This is a genomic window from Asticcacaulis currens (genome assembly GCF_028550395.1).
In the GTDB taxonomy this organism is placed as follows: domain Bacteria; phylum Pseudomonadota; class Alphaproteobacteria; order Caulobacterales; family Caulobacteraceae; genus Asticcacaulis; species Asticcacaulis currens.
On the sequence record NZ_JAQQKW010000001.1, the window covers coordinates 479,517 to 496,938 of the forward strand.

The window sequence follows — 17,422 nt, forward strand, 5'->3', positions numbered from 1 at the left end:
TTGCAGGTACGATCAAGTCTGGGTCCGCTTTTTACAAACCGACCCCATAGGATCAAAAGATGACCTGAACCTGTATGGATACACGGGGGGTGATCCTGTAAATAAAAGCGATCCAGCCGGGACTTGCGGTCGTGATAAGACTACCCCGTGCCAGCCTTCTACAGTTCCACCATCCGGGCGAGGCTATCAACCTCCGCCTCCAGTTGACGCCAATTTGGCGTCAGGACAGACGTTTATCATTGGCGCCTCGGCGGGAGCGTCTAGGGGTGTTGCCGAAGGTAGCTTTAGTATGGGCGTGGCTTTCGACACTAAGGGTAACGCCGGAATTATTGTGGAGGGCGCTACGGCGGCAGGGGCGTCTACTCCAGGACCGGGGGTGACTTTGTATGGAACTGCGGCAAACGGCCTTATGAAAGATCAAGCCGGTGCGTTTTCGACTACAAATCTCAAGGGCGGCGTTATTGGAATAACGAGTGCAAGCGGGACGAGCGATGGTAAAATTGTGAATTCCGCAACAGTTTCTATCGGCGACGTGGGTCTTGGTGCGACTAAAGGTGCTAGTTATTCCATAGTCGACGTTGCAACAGGTGGTAAAGCATCGCCTCCGACATCTCCTTGCACCGGTCGTTCTTGTCTGGCCCCAGATGCTATTCCAGCCGTCGTACCCTCGGCAGGTTGCACGGGTCGATCTTGTACAGCTATACAATAGGGGTTCCAAATGCGCGTCAGAATACTTTGGGTTTGCCGTTTTTTGATCGCATGCTTGGGAATCGCCGCGTTGAGTTGGTGGGTGAACATGACTAGATTCTTGAGCGCCAGAGGTATTCTTCATCCTACTTCTGTCTACACGCAGCCGTTCGATAATCACGGGACCACTGTTTATGTGACCGACGTGGAGCATGCTAAAGTCGTGTTTGGCCTCCCGGCAATTTTTCTGACTCTGGTCGCGCTTGAAGCTTTGTCCTCCTTTCTGTTTAAACAAAAGCGCGGATAACGGTTCGAGACTTTACCGCTGTTTACGCATGCTGATGTAATTGGCGTCAGACAAGCTGCCGATCCGCCTGGCCTTAAAATCAGCGATACTGTTCAGCGCAAACCCCAAAGGAGGCGCGTTATGGACTATTTCTGCGGACTGGACGTATCCATCGACACCACAGCGGTCTGCGTCGTCGACGACAAAGGCACCGTGGTGCTGCAAACCTCGGTGGCGACCGACCCCGATACCTTGTGGCGAACGCTCAAACCCTACCTGCCCAAACTCAAGCGGGTCGGTCACGAAGCCGGGGCCTTGTCGCCGTGGCTGCAGCCCGAACTGGTGGCGCGCGGTCTTCCCGCCATCTGTCTGGAAACCCATCATGTGCGGTCCGCCCTGAGGGCTCAGCGTAACAAAACCGACGCCACGGACGCGCTGGGACTGGCCCATATCGTGCGCACCGGCTGGTTCAAAACCGCCTATATCAAGAGCGAGGCCGTTTACCGGGTACGTCTCCTTCTGATCCAGCGTCGTAACCTCAAGCGTAAGTTTCTCGACCTTGAAAACACCATCCGTCATTCGCTCAAGGCCTTCGGTATCCGTCTGGGAGATACCAGCCGGGGCCGCTTCGATGCTGCCGTACGCGAAGCCGTTAAGGCCGACGAAATGACGTCCGAACTCATGGATTCCATGCTGACGGCGCGCGCGGCACTCTGGAATGTCAAATCGCATTCAAAACACACCCCTTTTCGCGTCCAACATAGTCTTCTAAGACACAGACTTTACAACGGGATTGCATTGCTTAAGGGGGCGAGTTGGACGCGAAAATCGACCTTTAGAGGGCCAGAATTGCGCACGAATTTACACCTCGAGAGCGCTCAGGTCTATACGCGCGTCTCCGTCGCCCAGCTTCAGGCGATCCATGCCCGCACGCCTCCGGGAGCCACAAGCCTGCGCACACCGGGTGACGGCCTGCCGCCGCCCGACTTGCAGGGCCTCGACCTGATCCTGTCGGACGACGATGACGACGACCGGGACGGCGTTTGAAAACTCACACTAGGTGTGATAGAAGGTTACATGACATCCCAGCCTCCCTCCGCGCGCATCTACAAGAATGCCTGGTTCGCGAAGTTTGCGCGGAAAGAGAAAATCGAGGACACGACGCTTGTTGAGGCGATCCGAAATGCCGAAACAGGTCTGATCGACGCTGACCTTGGCGGCGGGGTGATCAAGCAGCGCGTGGCACGGCCTGGTGCCGGGAAATCCGGTGGCTTCCGAACCATCATCCTGTTTAAGGCGCAGGATCGAGCCGTGTTCGTTTATGGCTTCGCCAAGAACGACAAGGCCAATCTTGGGCCGGAGGAACTGAAGGAATATCGTCTGGCCGCCGGGTTTGTGCTGGGCCTGACCGAGGCACAGATAGCCGTCCAGGTGGAGACAGGCAAATGGGTAGAGGTGACGAGCGATGACGAAGACCTATAAGAGCGAAGCCTTTGCGGCCCTGCACGAGATGATGGAAGGGCTGCATGATGAGGGTGCAATCGACAAGCGGACAATGCGTCACTTCGATGAGGCCTGCCTGGCACCGGCACCCATGCTGAGCCCGGAGGACATCCGCGCCATCCGCGAGCATGAGCACGTCTCACAGGGTGTGTTTGCTCGGTATCTGAACGTGTCGGCGAACCTGGTATCGGACTGGGAGCGCGGCCAGAAGCGTCCTGGCGGTCCCGCACTGCGGCTTCTGTCCGTCGTCCGTAAGAACGGCCTCAGCGCCATCGCCTGATATCCGCCCTATCTTCCTCTCAGCCAGCCTGAATCCGGTCTTCCCACGTCCGCCGGTGTGTGCCATCGTGCGTCTGAAGGTCTTTGAAATCTGAAGAAAACCGCCTCAAGGCGATTTTTGGCCAGCGCGTGTATCGCGACGGCGAAAATGCGCCGTAAGCCACGGAAGCAACGCGGGAAATCCATCCCGATACGATCTGCCGCGTCAGAGGTGACAGTTTTTACAAACTGACCCCATCGGTGTCAAATCGCATTCAAAACACACCCCTTTTCGCGTCCAACATAGTCTTCTAAGACGCAGACTTTACAACGGGATTGCATTGCGTGAGGGGGCGAGTTGGACGCGAAAATCAACCTTTAGAGGGCCAGAATTGCGCACGAATTTACAAGTGAAGCTTCACTTTCTCTTTTGAGGGGCAGCTCCGGCGTCCTCATGCCGTATTGCGGCCCCATTGAATAGGCAGCATAAATCCTCATATGTTCTCTGAGCGCCGTTCGGGAGACTCTTCATGCGTGCGACCCTGATTTCACTGGCTCTGTTGTCTGTGCCAGGCGCGGTGGTGGCGCAGGACGTCATCGACCCTAAGCAAAAGCCCAACTTTACCGAGCGCACGGACAAGATGACGCCTGCGCAGCGTGAAGCGGAAATTAAACGAATTTTTTCCGAATTTGACCGTAACCGCGACGGCTTTATCACCGAAGAAGAGGCCCCGCGCCTGCCACATACGGGCAATGACCCAGAGGCGATAAAGGCCGATGCTAAGTTCTTCATCTCGCTCTATGACGACAATGAAGACCATAAGGTGTCGCTTGACGAGTACCGTGCGAAGGCGGCTCTGGCTCTGATCGGGCGGGAAAAAACGACGCAGGCCTCCAAATAAGGACTTTCCTTATCGCCAAAGCCGTGCGGCTGGTCTAAAAACCGTGGCATGAGCGAACAGACGGCCCCTTCCGAAACCCCTAAAATGTCCACCTTCGGCTTCCGCGACGTAGAGGCGAGGGAAAAGGTCAATCTTGTCCACGGCGTTTTCAAAAACGTCGCGGCTAAATATGATCTGATGAATGATGTTATGTCAGTGGGCGTCCATCATCTTTGGAAGGATGCGGCCTGCGCCAAACTAAACCCTCAGCCTGGCGAGGTCATCATCGACTGCGCGGGCGGAACGGGTGATATTGCGCGCCGTCTGTCAAAGCTGGCGCGTGCGGCCAAAGCCCGCAGAGGCGGAAAAGACGCCGAAATCCGCATCATTGACTATAATCAGGCCATGATTGAAGCCGGCATCCAAAAAGGATCTGAACCGGAAATCACGTGGTCGGTAGGTGATGCAATGAACCTCGCGATCGCCGATAATAGCGTTGATGCCTACATCATCTCGTTCGGTATCCGTAACGTCGCTGATGTGCAGGTGGCGTTGAATGAGGCCAAACGGGTTCTGAAGCCTGGTGGGCGCTTCTTCTGTCTGGAGTTCTCGCACCCGACGACCGGTCTCGTTGAAAGCGGCTATGAGTTTTATGCCTTCAACGTCATTCCCTTTATGGGGCAGATGATCGCCAATGACCGCGATTCCTATCAATATCTGGTCGAGAGCATCAAGCGCTTCCCCGACCAGGAGACCTTCCGCGGCATGATGGATAAGGCGGGTTTCCGGCGTACGGGCTATACCAATTTCACGGGCGGGGTGTGCGCCCTGCATTACGGCTGGGCGTAAGTTTTGGCGTCGGTGTTCGCTTCGTTTTTCCGCCTGATCAAGGCCGGGTTCGTCCTGATGCGCGAGGATGTCTTTATCCCGCGCGAACTCAGTTATCAGCTTAATCCGCCGTCGCGTTTCTTTTCCAATGCCTTGCGCTTTTTCTTTGCCCGCCGCGGGCCGCAAGACCGGGTGGGACTGCGCTATGCGCGTGCGTTCGAAAAGCTGGGCCCAGCCTTCATCAAACTTGGCCAGGTCCTCTCAACGCGTGGCGACATCTTCGGCGATCAGTTTATACGCGACCTCAGCCACTTAAAAGATCAGTTACCGCCCTTTGATGCTGCAACCGCGCGGCGTTTGGTTGAAGAGGCTCTGGAAAAGCCGGTCGATGACATCTTCTTTGAATTTGGCGAAGTCATCGGTGCCGCTTCCATCGCGCAGGCGCACCGTGCCATCCTGAAAGACGGACGTCAGGTCGCCGTGAAAATACTGCGGCCCGGCATCGAACAGATTATTGCCGACGATATAGCGATGATGACGCTGGCGGCTAAGATCATCGCTTTCCTGTCGCCTGCCTCCCGGCGTTTAGAACCCGAAGCGTTTGTCGCGACAGTGGCGCAGTCACTCCTTTTGGAGCTCGACCTGCGCCTTGAGGCGTCTGCTGCCGACGAGCTCGGCCAGATTATCAATGCAGAACCCTATATGTCCGCACCCAAAGTGGCATGGCACTATGTGGCTAAGCGCGTTCTGGTTATCGAATGGGCGAAAGGTATTCCTCTCAGCCGGCCTGAGGCGCTTACGCAGCCCGGACTGCAGCCTCAGGCCATGGCCGATAACCTTATCCGCGCTTTCCTGTCTCAGGCCCTGAATCACGGCATGTTCCACGCCGACCTGCACGAGGGCAACCTGTTTGCGCAGGCGCCTGATAAGCTGACGGCGATTGATTTCGGCATCGTCGGGCGGCTTAAGCCCAAAGAACGGCTATATCTCGCCGAAATGCTGTGGGGTTTCCTGCGTCGCAACTATAAGCGGGTGGCTGAGGTGCATTTCGAGGCCGGCTATGTGCCCCGGCACCATGACGTTCAAGCCTTTGCGCAGGCGCTTCGCGCGGTGGGTGAGCCTGTTTTGGGCAGGGCGGCGACGGAGGTTTCGATGGGGCGTTTGCTGACGCAGCTTTTCGAGATCACCGCCCAGTTTGATATGCATCTACGGCCCGAACTCGTCCTTTTGCAGAAGACCATGGTTAGCGTCGAGGGCGTTGCGCGTCGTATATATCCCGAACACGATATCTGGGAGGCGGCACGGCCGGTTGTGCGCGACTTTATTCAGTCCGAACTCTCGCCCGTGGCTGAAGCCCGCCGTCTGATCGACAAGCTGGTGCATAAGCTTAAGCTTGATGATGACGATGCCGAAGACCGTGAACGTGAGCGTCTGGCCCTAATCTCGCTGAGGTCGGACCTTCGCCAGAGTCGAACCGTGACGACCCTTGCATTGATTGCTTCGGTACTCGCCTTAGGCGTCACTCTATGGATCGGCCTTTTTCATTTCTGAACGCGGTACATGTGAGCCCTTTGCGCCGAAGGTTTAGAGGCGTCAGTCTCAGATCCGCGCTGGTCTTTAGGTTTAGGCTTCCGTTAACTAACTTCCGCCACCTTTACATAACGGCAATCCTCTAAAGGTGATCCACCGCTCCCTGAGCGGCGTGTATCTGGGGCAGGAATTTATGCGTACCATCCGCGCGCGCTTGCAAGGCGTGATTATCGTTTTGATTGTCGGCGCTCTGTTAAGCTGTGGCTTGGCGTTTCTGATTGCCGAAGCTGGTCGCAAAGGCCTTCAAACTGTTTACGCCGATCGGGTCATACCGTTAGAGCAGCTTAAGGGCATCAGCGACGATTATGCGGTTTCGATCGTCGATAATGCGCACAAGGTTCGCGCGGGCACAGTGAGCTTTGAAGACGGCGTACGTCGCATGGACGAGGCCTTAAAGCATTCTGATGGGCTCTTTGATGCCTACATGCTGACCTATATGGATGACAACGAGAAGGCCCTTGCTCAGGCGGCCAAAGAGCAAAAGGATAAGGCAAAAGCCTCTATTGCTCAGCTGCGTGACATCATGGTTCGCAAAGATCAGATAGCTTTAGAAACCTATGTGTCTTCAGAGTTATATCCCTCGATTGACCCCGTAACCGCTGCCTTTGATGTTCTCGTTAAGCTGCAGGTGTCTGAAGCCAAGAAGTCATTTGATAAGGCATCCATTTCCCAGACCCGATTTTTGTGGGGTGTAGGCCTTGCCTTACTCATCAATGCGGTTTTAGGCATCATAGGTATCTGGATTGTGCGCCACCGGGTCATTCTGCCCATTAACAGGTTGACCGACGTCATGTCGCGACTGGCGAACGGTGAGTACCAGACCGAGGTCCCGGGTCGGGAGGCGCGTAATGAGATCGGCGAGATGGCGCGTGCGGTTGAGGTGTTCAAGGCGAACGGGCTTGAACGCCAGCGGCTTGAAGCGGCGGAGAAAGAAGAGCTGGCTCAGAGAGAAGCGCGCGCGCGGGTCATAGAGGGGCTCGTCCAGCGTTTTGACGCGCAAACCCGCGAAAGCATCCAGTTTGTCTCTGTGGCGGCGACAGAACTTGAAGCCTCGGCAGAAAGCCTCACCTCAGGGGCCGAGGAGACGACAAGACAGAGCACGACGGTTTCTTCCGCGTCGGAGGAGGCGTCGATGAATGTCCAAACCGTTGCCGCGGCGACGGAAGAAATGTCGGCAACGGTGCAAGAGATCGCGCGCCAGGTACAAGGTTCTGTCCACATTGCCCGCACGGCAATGGCCGAAGCCCGGCGCTCGTCAGAGGTCGTTCATAAACTTTCCGATGGCGCCGAGCGCATCGGAGGCTTTGTGAACTTGATTACGCAGGTCGCGTCGCAGACCAACCTACTCGCCCTGAACGCCACCATTGAGGCCGCCCGGGCAGGCGAGGCGGGTAAGGGCTTCGCTGTAGTGGCCAGTGAAGTCAAAACCCTGGCTCAACAGACTTCAAAAGCCTCGGCCGATATTGAGGCTCAGGTGCTTGAAATTCGCACCGTTGTCGCTGAAGCGGTCGAGGCCATCGATCAGATTCAGGCCACGATTGATCAGATGTCGGAGGTCTCAACGGCTATTTCTGCGGCCGTCGACGAGCAATATGTCACGACGCAGGAGATTGCGAGAAACGTCCAGGAAGCCTCTCAAAGCACAGTGGCGGTTGCCCAGAACATGTCAGGCATTTCCCGGGCCACGGAAGAGACGACGGTGGCGGCCACGCAAGTTTTGAGCGCTTCGGGTGAATTGTCACGCCAGGCCGACACATTGCGCAAGGATGTTCACGAGTTCATTTCCGGCGTCCGCGCCGCTTAAAGCGTCGGACAATCCTTAAGGATTGGGAAAAGCTTTGCGCGCAGCATGGCGGCTAGAGGTGCCCAATGATCACCATTTTCCATCGCATCGGCGAGCGTATCGCTGAAGCCCAGCAAAAGGCGGATCAGAATGTTCCTGACGAGCCGGTCTGGATAGACCTTCTCAATCCTACTGAGGAGGAACTGCGTCATCTGCCGCAAAACCTCAATATCGCCCTGCCTACGCGTGAAGAAACCTGGCGTAACCATGCGCTCAACCGTATGTATACGCGCGACGGGACGACCTACATGACGGCGTCGGTTTTAAGTGATGATCGTGAAGCGCGTGCGTGCGGAACGGTGACCTTTATACTCACTCCGGATTTTCTGATTACGTTGCGCGATATCGATCCGCCGCCCTTTTTGACCCTGCAGGAGCATCTGCTTCTGACACCCAAAGCCTTCCCTAACAGCATAGACGTCCTGACAGGACTTTTAGAGGCCATTGTCCTGCGTACCCTGTCGCATTCGGACGAGGTGATTACGGGGCTGGAGGCCTTGTCGCGACGCATTTTTTCAGATCGGGGGTTCGAAGGTGAGACGGGAACGCCCTCAGATATCATGCACGGCGTGCTGAAGTCGCTGGGGGTGCTGGCAGACCTCAATTCGCGCATCCATGAAAGCATATCGAGTCTTCAACGCGTGGTGGGCTTTGTGCGTAATGGCACACAGGCCGCACAGGAGCGTCACAGCCGCGCCCTTGCGACACTGCTGAAGGACACGCAGTCGATCGCCGAACAGACAGCCTTTTTATCGAATAAGATCAGCTTTCAGCTCGACGCGGCTTTGGGGATGATCAATGTCGAGCAAAACCAGATCGGTAAGATATTCTCGACCACCGCGGTTTTCTTCCTGCCGCCAGCACTGGTCGCAGGTATCTATGGCATGAATTTCGACCATATGCCGGAACTGCACTGGGCGTTTGGTTATCCTTTGGCGGTGGGCCTGATGGTCATTGCCGTGCTGGTGCCCTATTGGGTCTTTAAGCGGCGGGGCTGGCTTTGATGCGGTTTGTGTCCGCCAAGTAGGCGGCGATCATCGACGGATGCATAGGTTTCGCGAACAAATAACCTTGCGCCATATCACACCCCATCTGGCGAAGACGCCCAAGCTGTTCGGGGGTTTCAACCCCTTCGATAATCGACTTTAACCCCATATCCGCGCACAGACCGGTCATGGAGCGCACCACCTTGCTTGCGCTTTCATTTTCAATATCGGTGACGAAGCTCCGATCAACCTTTATGCGGTCGAGCGGCAGGCGATGGACGTAGCTGAGAGACGAATAGCCGGTGCCGAAATCATCGAGCGACAGGTGACACCCCAGCGCCTTTAGGGTCTGCATCGATTGGCGCGCCTTGATGAAATCATGGGCCATAACGGTTTCTGTGATTTCAAAGTCGATGCGCTTGGGATCTATGCCTGAGGCATTGACGATCGCTACAAGTCTCACCACGCCCTCCGCCGCGCATATATCATGCGCCGAGAGATTGAAAGAGAGCCCGATATCTTCCGGCCAATGGCGCATTTCGCGCAACGCTTTTTCCAGAAGGATGCGGGTTACACCGCCAATAAGGCCCGCACGCTCAGCGACGGGGATAAAGACATCAGGCGGTACAAGACCAAGCTGAGGGCTATACCAGCGGGCAAGCGCTTCAAACGACAAGACGCGACCCGTTTCCAGGTCCACTATAGGCTGAAATAGCTGAATGAGTTCCTGCTCCAGATCCGCCGACAGAAGGTGGCGCTCAATCTGGGTTTGGGTACGAATCTCCGCGGCATGTTTCTCACTGAATAGGACGGTTTGACCGCGCAAATTCCGCTTGGCGTAATAGAGGGCGTAATCTGCGTTCTCAAACAGAGTCTCGGCAGAGGCAATTGTTTCGCTCCAGCGCGCCACCCCCACAGAACAGGCCATGTGCGCGTGGGTGCTTCCGACCGCAAAGGGAAGACGTATCGCATCGGTGAGCTGACCGCCCACATCGCTCAGGGTCTCTGAGGCAATCGCGTTATGAACGATCAGCCCGAATTCGTCACCGCCCAGTCGATAGATGTCGGCCGTGACGCCCGTTAAACCTCGGCAAGCTTTTTCCAGACGGCGTGCCGTCTCAGCGAGGACCTTATCTCCGGTCGCATGCCCGTAGGTGTCATTAATGGGTTTGAATCCATCGAGGTCTAGGACACCGACGGCCAGTCCCAAGCGGCCGTCCTTCGCCTCAGTAAACGCCTTTTCGAGATCATGGAAAAAGCGACGACGATTAGGTAGCTCGGTCAGGGCGTCAAGATTGGCTATTCGGAAGTTTTCATCGGACAGCGCTTGTGTTTCTGCCTGTTTTTCCATCAGGTCCCGGCGCGAGCGCACAAGGTCAGCAAAATCCCGATAGTGGGTCATCAAGATCGTGAAGATAGCCCCGCTTACAAGTACGATATTGACGGCAATCGCCTTTTCAGTCTTGTCTCCGGCAATCCCAAAGAAGATGATAAAAGGTACGTTGACGATAAGCGTGACCAAAAGCGCCGCGGCGCGCAGGTGCATCAGACAGAAGATGCAGCCGACAACCGTGATCCCCATATAGAAGATGACATGACCTTGCGCGTGGTCGTTGCCATAGGGGTGCAGACTAAGCCCCCAGGTCATGAAGCCGACGGCGAGTAGGGCGGCCATCCGGGTGGTACGGCGCAGCTGGGCGATCGCCTCGGCAGGCGTGACGTCCTGATGGCGATTGCGCCACCAATGAATGCCACGCACGCCTGCGATCAGGCACAAAAACCCCGGGAGCCACACGGATAACCACAAAGGGGCCTGGTGAGAGAAGGTATAACTCACCGCCAGAGAGCTCACGATGAGCAAGAAATAGAGGAGTGGCACCTGGCGTGACAGGGCGCGAAACTGCGCAACGGCCAGTTCCGGGTCGTCTGCGGGAACGCTGAAAAGGGCACGCAAGGTTTTACTAAACGATTTCACGGCTCGGCCCGTTTGTTGATATTCATCCCAACCTTAACCCATTTTGTCTAAAAAGGATTTAATCGACGCGGGGGTCAAAAAAGTCCTCAAGTTAGAAAATGCGACGACCTCTCTCGATCGCCTGCCGGTAATATAGGATTGTCGCGCGTGCGCACGGCTCACGCGCCAGGGACCGGCGGCGTTGCCAGACGCGAAAAGGCCACCCATATGTCTTGCCAGACCGATCCGAAAGCCAGTAAAGGCTTTGACCATGACCGCTGAAACTCCCCCTCGTATCCTGCTCATCGTCGGCGGCGGCATCGCGGCCTATAAGGCGTTGGAGCTGATCCGTCTCATTAAAAAGGCGGGCTTGAGCGTGCGTGTTGTGCTGACGAAAGCCGCGCAGCAGTTTGTCACGCCTTTAAGTGCGGCCGCCCTTTCGGGAGACAAGGTCTATACGGATCTGTTCGATCTGACCGATGAGACCGAAATGGGTCACATTACGCTGTCTCGTCAGGCCGAGCTGGTGGTGGTGGCCCCTGCAACCGCCAATCTGATGGCCTCTGTGGCCAACGGACTTGCTGATGATCTGGCGACCACGCTCCTTCTGGCTACGGATAAGCGCGTCCTGATGGCTCCAGCCATGAATGTGCGCATGTGGCATCACCCGGCCACGCAACGCAATCTGGCGACGTTGCGCGCGGACAGGGTGCTGTTCACCGGGCCTGACGAAGGCGATATGGCCTGTGGCGAATACGGTCTGGGTCGCATGAGCGAACCCGACGCTATTTTTGCGGCGATTCAGTCCGCCCTTAAACCAAAGGCGCAACCCTTAAAGGGTCGCCACGTACTGATTACCGCGGGGCCGACCTTTGAGCCTCTCGATCCCGTGCGTGGTATCACCAACCGCTCCTCCGGGAAGCAGGGCTATGCCATCGCCGCCGCCGCGGCTGAGGCCGGAGCGCGCGTGACTCTCATCTCTGGCCCCGTCAGTCTGGCAACCCCGGCGGGCGTCACTCGTATCGATGTGGAAACCGCCACCGAAATGCATGATGCGGTGCATGCCGCCCTGCCTGCGGATGTGTTCATCGGCGTGGCGGCGGTGGGCGACTGGCGCGCCAGAGACATAGCCCGGGACAAGCAAAAGAAGGGTGTGGACGGCGAACTGACGATCACCCTCGTCAAAAATCCCGATATCCTCGCGAGTGTCGGACACCACCCGAAACAACGCCCGCAGCTCGTCATCGGCTTCGCGGCGGAAACGCGCAATGTCGAGGTCTATGGCCAGACCAAACTGCGGACAAAGGGAGCGGACGCCATTCTGGCGAATGATGTGTCGAAGGACGTCTTCGACCGTGATACCACCAATATGATCCTTATCGACGCCTCGGGCCCTACGGCGGGCAAGCACCTGACCAAAGCCGAAGTGGCCGCTGATCTTATCCAATATCTGACCACAAGGCTGAAATGACCTATACCCCCACCGCTCACATCATTCAGTTGCCGCATGCGGCCGGTCTTGCCCTGCCTGCCTATGAGACGGAAGGCTCCGCTGGCCTTGACCTGCGTGCGGCCATAGCTGATGGCGAGGTCGTGACGCTCAAGCCCTTAGGGCGCGCACTTATACCGACAGGTCTGAAGGTTGCGGTGCCGCTTGGCTTTGAAGTGCAGGTGCGTCCGCGCTCAGGCCTTGCTTTGAAACACGGCATTACCTGTCTCAACTCGCCAGGGACGGTGGATTCGGATTATCGCGGGGAAATTGGCGTCATACTCATCAATCTTGGGACTGAGGACTTCGAGATCCATCGCGGTGATCGGATTGCCCAGATGGTGGTAGCTCGTCACGCCCGTATCGAATGGGAAGTGGTTGAAAGCCTTGATGATACCGAGCGCGGTGCGGGCGGCTTTGGCTCGACCGGACGGGTTTGAGAAAGCGATTCACGCGAATGTGCAGTATTGCCGGGTTTACCTGACCGGCGAAACATCCCAAACTCGCCTCACGCGCGAATCTGGGTGGTGAGCCATGTCGGATATCCTAGACCTATACGGACTGCTGAGTGATCTGATTGAAGCGGCGGTAAACGGGCTTAACCTGTGGCCCGCCGTGCTTGCGGGCCTTTTGGCCGCCTTTCTTCTTTGGTTACCCGTTGCCGCGCGTCTGTTAATCGCCCTGTGCCTGACCCTTGCTTTAAGCAGTCTTTGGCCTCTTTTGTCTGGTCTGCCGCCCATTGCACCCGACTTCAGTGAGCCGGAATACAGCATTCAGTTTGTTCTGATGGGTGTTGTGGCCATTCTTCCAGTGTGGGTTTCTGAGGCTTTCGGCGTCAGACGCTGGGTTCAGCGAAAGCCTAAGACGTCTTGCATGTCGTAAAGGCCAGGTGATTGCTGTGCGGCCCATAGCGCGGCTTCTATGGCGCCGCGCGCAAACAGGGTGCGGTCACGCGCGGAGTGAGACAAGGTTATCACTTCATCTTCAGCCGCAAACAGTACGCTGTGCTCGCCGATAATGCCACCGCCGCGAATGACCGAGAACCCGATCGTGCCAGGCTCGCGCTGGCCCGTCAGGCCGTCACGAGCGGCAACGCGCACCTCATTCAGATCAACCCCGCGTCCTTCGGCGGCCGCGTCGCCCAGCATCAGTGCTGTGCCTGAAGGGGCATCCACTTTACGCTTATGATGCGCTTCCAAAACTTCGATGTCCCAGGCATCTGCGGCGAGCTTGCTTGCGGCCTGTTTCACCAGTCCCATCAGCATATTGACGCCCAGCGAAAAGTTTCCCGAACGCAGCACGATATTGCGCTCACCATAGGCGTCGAGCGCGATGAGCTGTTGGGGCATGAACCCGGTTGAACCGATGATATGCGCCAGTGCCCTGCCCCGCTTTTCCCCCTCAAGCGCGCAGGCTTCGGCCAGAGCCAGTGTCGAGGACGGGGTCGTGAAATCGATCACCACATCGGCCTGCGACAGATCGATCGTATCACCCTTGTCAAATGTAGTCGCAATCGTCAGGTCGCGCTCAGTCAGCACGCGGATAACCGCCTGACCCATGCGGCCCCTGGCGCCGGCAACGGCAAAACGAATCTGGGTCATTAGAACTCCGGGTTATCAACCTGTTCGCTCCTCTAGGCAGGAGGCGCGCATAAGTCAAATCCGGCTAAGGGCGAACCCGCGCCGGATTTGTCAGTTCCTCATTTCAAAATGGCGGTGCGTTTAAGCGCGCGGCATTTTCTGCGCCACTACGCCGTGCCGGTAATGTCGTCCCAGAAGCGTTTAGCCTTATGCATGAACCCTTGCGACTGCGCGTAAGACTGTGCCTCGGCGATTTCGGCAAATTCCTTCATAAGCTCTTTCTGGCGGGCGCTCAGATGCTTGGGTGTCTCTACAAACAGTTCGACCAGCAGGTCGCCGCGCTGTTTCGAATTGAGGACCGGCATGCCTTTGCCCTTGATCTTGACCTTGTGACCGGTTTGGGCGCCTTCGGGGATGGCGACTTCGAGTTTACAGGTGCCGTCGCACCCTTCGCCCCCCATCAGGCAAGGCACTTCAACCTCCCCCCCTAGAACGGCGGTGGGCATGGGCACAGGGATCTGACAGTGCAGATCGGCACCGTCACGTTCAAAAATCTCGTGCTCGGCGACTGACAGGAAGATGTAGAGGTCACCGCGTGGACCACCATTAGCGCCGGCCTGACCTTCGCCAGACAGCCGGATGCGCGCACCGTCATCAACGCCGGCCGGGATGCGGACGTTAAGCTTGCGATTGGCGCGCACCTGACCGTGGCCGTGACAGTTGGTGCAGGGTTCTTTGATTACCTGGCCCTGACCGTTGCAGGTCGGGCAGGTGCGCTCTACGGCAAAGAAACCGTTGGAAGTGCGCACGCGACCTGCACCGCCGCAGGTATGGCAGGTTGCTGGCTTTGTGCCGGCCTTGGCCCCTGAACCCTTACAAACCTCGCAGGTCAGGGTCGTCGGTATGTTTAGTTCAACATCCGCCCCCTTATAGGCCTGTTCGAGGGTAATTTCGTAATCATAACGCACATCCGGGCCGCGTTGCGGGCCCGAGCGGCGACCGCCGCCCCCGCCGCCGAAGATGTCGCCGAACATTTCAGAGAAGATGTCTTCGACATTGCCAAAGCCCTGGCCGCCGAAACCGCCCTGACCGCCAAAGCCGCCACCTTGTCCATTAACACCGGCGTGTCCGAAGCGGTCATAGGCGGCGCGCTTGTTCGCGTCTGACAGAATCGAATAGGCCTCGTTGACCTCCTTAAAACGCGCCTCGGCCTGATCATCACCCTGATTACGGTCAGGGTGATGCTCCATCGCCTTCTTGCGGAAAGCCGATTTCAGGGTCGCGTCATCCGCATCGCGGGCCACCCCCAGGATTTCGTAGTAATCACGCGCCATTGTACTTAGCAGTCCTTTAAGCGCATCCCGGAAACGGCCTTACGGGTTTCGGAATCAAATGCGCGATAAACCATTCCCAAGCCCCCGCCTGGGTTGCCTGCAACATTCACACCGGCATCATATCCGATGTAATAAAAAACTCAAAAAAAGGGGAGCCCAACCGAAATCAGACTCCCCCCTTTGTCTTGTCAAAGCGTCGGCTTAAGCGCTCTTCTTGCCGTCGCCATCGACTTCTTCGAACTCGGCATCGACAACGCCGTCATCGGCCTGAGCCTCTTCACCGGCTTCGCCTGCACCCTGGGCGGCATACATGGCTTCACCGAGCTTCATCGAAGCCGTCAGAAGCGCCTGATGCTTGCCCTTGATGTCCTCGACGTCTTCACCGTCCTTGGCCGCCTTCAGATCGGCGAGAGCCGTTTCGATGGCCGTCTTGTCTTCGGCGGAGACCTTCGAACCGAAGTCCTTGAGGGCCTTTTCCGTCGAGTGTACCAGAGCGTCCGCCTGGTTGCGGGCTTCGATCAGCGCCTTGCGCTTTTCGTCATCGGCCTTGTTGGCCTCAGCCTGCTTGATCATGTCCTCGATGTCAGAGTCGCTCAAGCCACCATTGGCCTGAATGCGGATCGAGTGCTCCTTGTTGGTCGCCTTGTCCTTCGCATTGACGTTCACGATGCCGTTGGCGTCGATGTCGAAGGTGACTTCGATCTGCGGGACCCCACGCGGTGCGGGGGGGATACCAACGAGGTCGAACTGACCCAGCAACTTGTTGTCGGATGCCATCGGACGCTCGCCCTGGAAGACGCGGATCGTCACGGCCGACTGATTATCATCGGCAGTCGAGAAGACCTGAGACTTCTTCGTCGGGATCGTGGTGTTGCGTTCGATCAGCGGGGTGAACACGCCACCGAGCGTCTCGATGCCGAGCGTCAGCGGGGTGACGTCGAGCAGCAGCACGTCCTTGACGTCGCCTTGCAGAACGCCGGCCTGAATAGCGGCACCGAGCGCCACGACTTCGTCGGGGTTCACACCCTTGTGCGGTTCGCGGCCGAAGAAGGCTTTCACGGCTTCCTGCACCTTCGGCATACGGGTCATGCCGCCGACGAGGACGACTTCGTCAATGTCGGACGCCTTAAGGCCCGCGTCTTTCAGTGCCTGCTGGCACGGAGCGATGGTCTTCTGGATAAGATCTTCAACGAGGCTTTCCAGCTTTGCGCGGGTCAGCTTAAGGTTCAGGTGCAGCGGGCCCGACGCGTTCATCGAGATGAAGGGCAGGTTCAGGTCGTACTGCGCAACCGTCGAAAGCTCCTTCTTAGCCTTTTCAGCCTCTTCCTTGAGGCGTTGCAGGGCCAGTTTGTCGGAACGCAGATCAACGCCGTTTTCCTTCTTGAACTCGTCGGCGAGGTAATCGACGACGCGCATGTCGAAGTCTTCACCACCCAGGAAGGTGTCGCCATTGGTCGACTTCACTTCGAAGACGCCGTCGCCGATTTCGAGAACCGAGACGTCGAACGTACCGCCACCAAGGTCATAGACGGCGATCTTCTTGCCGTCGTTCTTGTCGAGGCCATAGGCCAGAGCGGCGGCAGTCGGCTCGTTGATAATGCGCAGGACTTCAAGGCCGGCAATCTTACCGGCGTCCTTGGTCGCCTGACGCTGTGCGTCATTAAAGTAGGCCGGAACCGTGATGACGGCCTGAGTGACGGTTTCACCCAGATAGGCTTCGGCGTCTTCCTTCAGTTTTTGAAGGATGAAAGCTGAAATTTGTTGCGGCGAATAGTCCTTGCCGTGGGCCTTAACCCAGGCGTCGCCGTTGGGGCCCTTGGAGATTTCGTAGGGCACCATGCCCTTGTCCTTCTGGACCATCGGGTCGTTGTAGGTGCGGCCGATCAGACGCTTGATGGCGAAGAAGGTATTGGAGGGGTTGGTAACCGCCTGACGCTTTGCGGGCTGCCCGATCAGGCGCTCCGAGTCGTCCACGATGGCGACCACCGACGGCGTGGTGCGAACGCCTTCGGCGTTTTCGATGACCTTCGGGTTCTTGCCGTCCATAACGGCGACGCACGAATTGGTCGTACCAAGGTCGATACCGATGATTTTAGCCATGAGTCCAGATTTACTCCGTTTAAGGCAATGGGCTTTTGAGGCCTTTTGAAGATAAGCACCCCGCTTGTCCATCCCCGGTGAGATGAATTTTACCAATTTTGCG

14 protein-coding genes and 2 pseudogenes are annotated in these 17,422 nt (G+C 57.2%); 12 read left to right on the forward strand and 4 right to left on the reverse strand.

The window, feature by feature from the left end:
* Positions 1-19: 19 nt before the first annotated feature.
* The 9 genes and pseudogenes from PQU94_RS02040 to PQU94_RS02080 all read left to right on the forward strand — a co-directional run.
* Positions 20-709 (forward strand): annotated as a pseudogene (locus PQU94_RS02040) (RHS repeat-associated core domain-containing protein); the annotation flags it as partial.
* Between the two features lie 405 nt (positions 710-1,114).
* Positions 1,115-1,690: pseudogene (locus tag PQU94_RS02045) on the forward strand (IS110 family transposase); the annotation flags it as partial.
* Positions 1,691-2,050: 360 nt separating this feature from the next.
* Positions 2,051-2,455 (forward strand): type II toxin-antitoxin system RelE/ParE family toxin, encoded by a 405-nt coding sequence (locus PQU94_RS02050; RefSeq protein WP_272739825.1) that lies wholly within the window; start codon positions 2,051-2,053, stop codon positions 2,453-2,455.
* Positions 2,439-2,756, forward strand: a complete 318-nt coding sequence (locus PQU94_RS02055) for a helix-turn-helix domain-containing protein (RefSeq protein ID WP_272739826.1) — start codon at positions 2,439-2,441, stop codon at positions 2,754-2,756. Before PQU94_RS02050 ends, PQU94_RS02055 begins: the two co-directional genes overlap by 17 nt.
* Before the next feature lie 508 nt (positions 2,757-3,264).
* Positions 3,265-3,636 carry an EF-hand domain-containing protein gene (locus PQU94_RS02060; RefSeq protein ID WP_272739827.1) on the forward strand — a complete coding sequence of 124 codons (372 nt, stop codon included), beginning with the start codon at positions 3,265-3,267 and terminating at the stop codon, positions 3,634-3,636.
* 48 nt (positions 3,637-3,684) lie between these two features.
* Entirely contained in the window at positions 3,685-4,464 is a 780-nt protein-coding gene (locus tag PQU94_RS02065; RefSeq protein WP_438263725.1) for a class I SAM-dependent methyltransferase, read from the forward strand.
* A 12-nt stretch (positions 4,465-4,476) separates the two neighbouring features.
* Complete coding sequence (gene ubiB, locus PQU94_RS02070) at positions 4,477-5,994, forward strand: 2-polyprenylphenol 6-hydroxylase (protein WP_272740052.1); 1,518 nt, start codon at positions 4,477-4,479, stop codon at positions 5,992-5,994.
* A 172-nt stretch (positions 5,995-6,166) separates the two neighbouring features.
* On the forward strand, positions 6,167-7,837 hold the full coding sequence (locus PQU94_RS02075) for a methyl-accepting chemotaxis protein (RefSeq protein ID WP_272739828.1): 1,671 nt from the start codon (positions 6,167-6,169) through the stop codon (positions 7,835-7,837).
* Positions 7,838-7,902: 65 nt separating this feature from the next.
* Positions 7,903-8,880: a magnesium transporter CorA family protein gene (locus PQU94_RS02080; protein WP_272739829.1), complete on the forward strand. Its 978-nt coding sequence runs from the start codon at positions 7,903-7,905 to the stop codon at positions 8,878-8,880.
* Here the strand turns inward: PQU94_RS02080 and PQU94_RS02085 are convergent.
* A complete protein-coding gene (locus PQU94_RS02085; protein ID WP_272739830.1) occupies positions 8,858-10,837 on the reverse strand; it encodes a putative bifunctional diguanylate cyclase/phosphodiesterase in 1,980 nt (659 codons plus the stop codon). The genes PQU94_RS02080 and PQU94_RS02085 overlap by 23 nt on opposite strands.
* A 250-nt stretch (positions 10,838-11,087) precedes the next feature.
* On the opposite strand from PQU94_RS02085, the gene coaBC reads away from it, so the two are divergent.
* The 3 genes from coaBC to PQU94_RS02100 all read left to right on the forward strand — a co-directional run bounded on the left by coaBC (position 11,088) and on the right by PQU94_RS02100 (position 13,187).
* The gene (coaBC, locus tag PQU94_RS02090; RefSeq protein WP_272739831.1) at positions 11,088-12,287 is read left to right on the forward strand and encodes a bifunctional phosphopantothenoylcysteine decarboxylase/phosphopantothenate--cysteine ligase CoaBC; all 1,200 of its coding nucleotides are present in this window, start codon (positions 11,088-11,090) and stop codon (positions 12,285-12,287) included.
* Positions 12,284-12,745 (forward strand): dUTP diphosphatase, encoded by a 462-nt coding sequence (dut, locus tag PQU94_RS02095; protein WP_272739832.1) that lies wholly within the window; start codon positions 12,284-12,286, stop codon positions 12,743-12,745. The genes coaBC and dut overlap by 4 nt, the downstream gene beginning before the upstream one ends.
* A gap of 94 nt (positions 12,746-12,839) precedes the next feature.
* The gene (locus tag PQU94_RS02100) at positions 12,840-13,187 is read left to right on the forward strand and encodes a hypothetical protein (protein ID WP_272739833.1); all 348 of its coding nucleotides are present in this window, start codon (positions 12,840-12,842) and stop codon (positions 13,185-13,187) included.
* Here the strand turns inward: PQU94_RS02100 and dapB are convergent.
* The 3 genes from dapB to dnaK form a co-directional block, all read right to left on the reverse strand.
* The gene (dapB, locus tag PQU94_RS02105; protein ID WP_272739834.1) at positions 13,154-13,906 is read right to left on the reverse strand and encodes a 4-hydroxy-tetrahydrodipicolinate reductase; all 753 of its coding nucleotides are present in this window, start codon (positions 13,904-13,906) and stop codon (positions 13,154-13,156) included. The genes PQU94_RS02100 and dapB overlap by 34 nt on opposite strands.
* 146 nt (positions 13,907-14,052) lie before the next feature.
* A complete protein-coding gene (gene dnaJ / locus PQU94_RS02110; RefSeq protein WP_272739835.1) occupies positions 14,053-15,219 on the reverse strand; it encodes a molecular chaperone DnaJ in 1,167 nt (388 codons plus the stop codon).
* Between the two features lie 201 nt (positions 15,220-15,420).
* The gene (gene dnaK, locus PQU94_RS02115; protein ID WP_272739836.1) at positions 15,421-17,319 is read right to left on the reverse strand and encodes a molecular chaperone DnaK; all 1,899 of its coding nucleotides are present in this window, start codon (positions 17,317-17,319) and stop codon (positions 15,421-15,423) included.
* Between the last annotated feature and the right edge of the window lie 103 nt (positions 17,320-17,422).

Bases quoted from the DNA above. Each gene is read 5' to 3' on its own strand.
- PQU94_RS02080 (WP_272739829.1), top strand. From the start codon at position 7,903: ATGATCACCATTTTCCATCGCATCGGCGAGCGTATCGCTGAAGCCCAG.
- coaBC (WP_272739831.1), top strand. From the start codon at position 11,088: ATGACCGCTGAAACTCCCCCTCGTATCCTGCTCATCGTCGGCGGCGGC.
- dnaJ (WP_272739835.1), bottom strand. From the start codon at position 15,219: ATGGCGCGTGATTACTACGAAATCCTGGGGGTGGCCCGCGATGCGGAT.
- PQU94_RS02075 (WP_272739828.1), top strand. From the start codon at position 6,167: ATGCGTACCATCCGCGCGCGCTTGCAAGGCGTGATTATCGTTTTGATT.
- PQU94_RS02055 (WP_272739826.1), top strand. From the start codon at position 2,439: ATGACGAAGACCTATAAGAGCGAAGCCTTTGCGGCCCTGCACGAGATG.
- PQU94_RS02065 (WP_438263725.1), top strand. From the start codon at position 3,685: ATGAGCGAACAGACGGCCCCTTCCGAAACCCCTAAAATGTCCACCTTC.
- PQU94_RS02100 (WP_272739833.1), top strand. From the start codon at position 12,840: ATGTCGGATATCCTAGACCTATACGGACTGCTGAGTGATCTGATTGAA.
- PQU94_RS02050 (WP_272739825.1), top strand. From the start codon at position 2,051: ATGACATCCCAGCCTCCCTCCGCGCGCATCTACAAGAATGCCTGGTTC.
- dapB (WP_272739834.1), bottom strand. From the start codon at position 13,906: ATGACCCAGATTCGTTTTGCCGTTGCCGGCGCCAGGGGCCGCATGGGT.
- dnaK (WP_272739836.1), bottom strand. From the start codon at position 17,319: ATGGCTAAAATCATCGGTATCGACCTTGGTACGACCAATTCGTGCGTC.
- PQU94_RS02060 (WP_272739827.1), top strand. From the start codon at position 3,265: ATGCGTGCGACCCTGATTTCACTGGCTCTGTTGTCTGTGCCAGGCGCG.
- dut (WP_272739832.1), top strand. From the start codon at position 12,284: ATGACCTATACCCCCACCGCTCACATCATTCAGTTGCCGCATGCGGCC.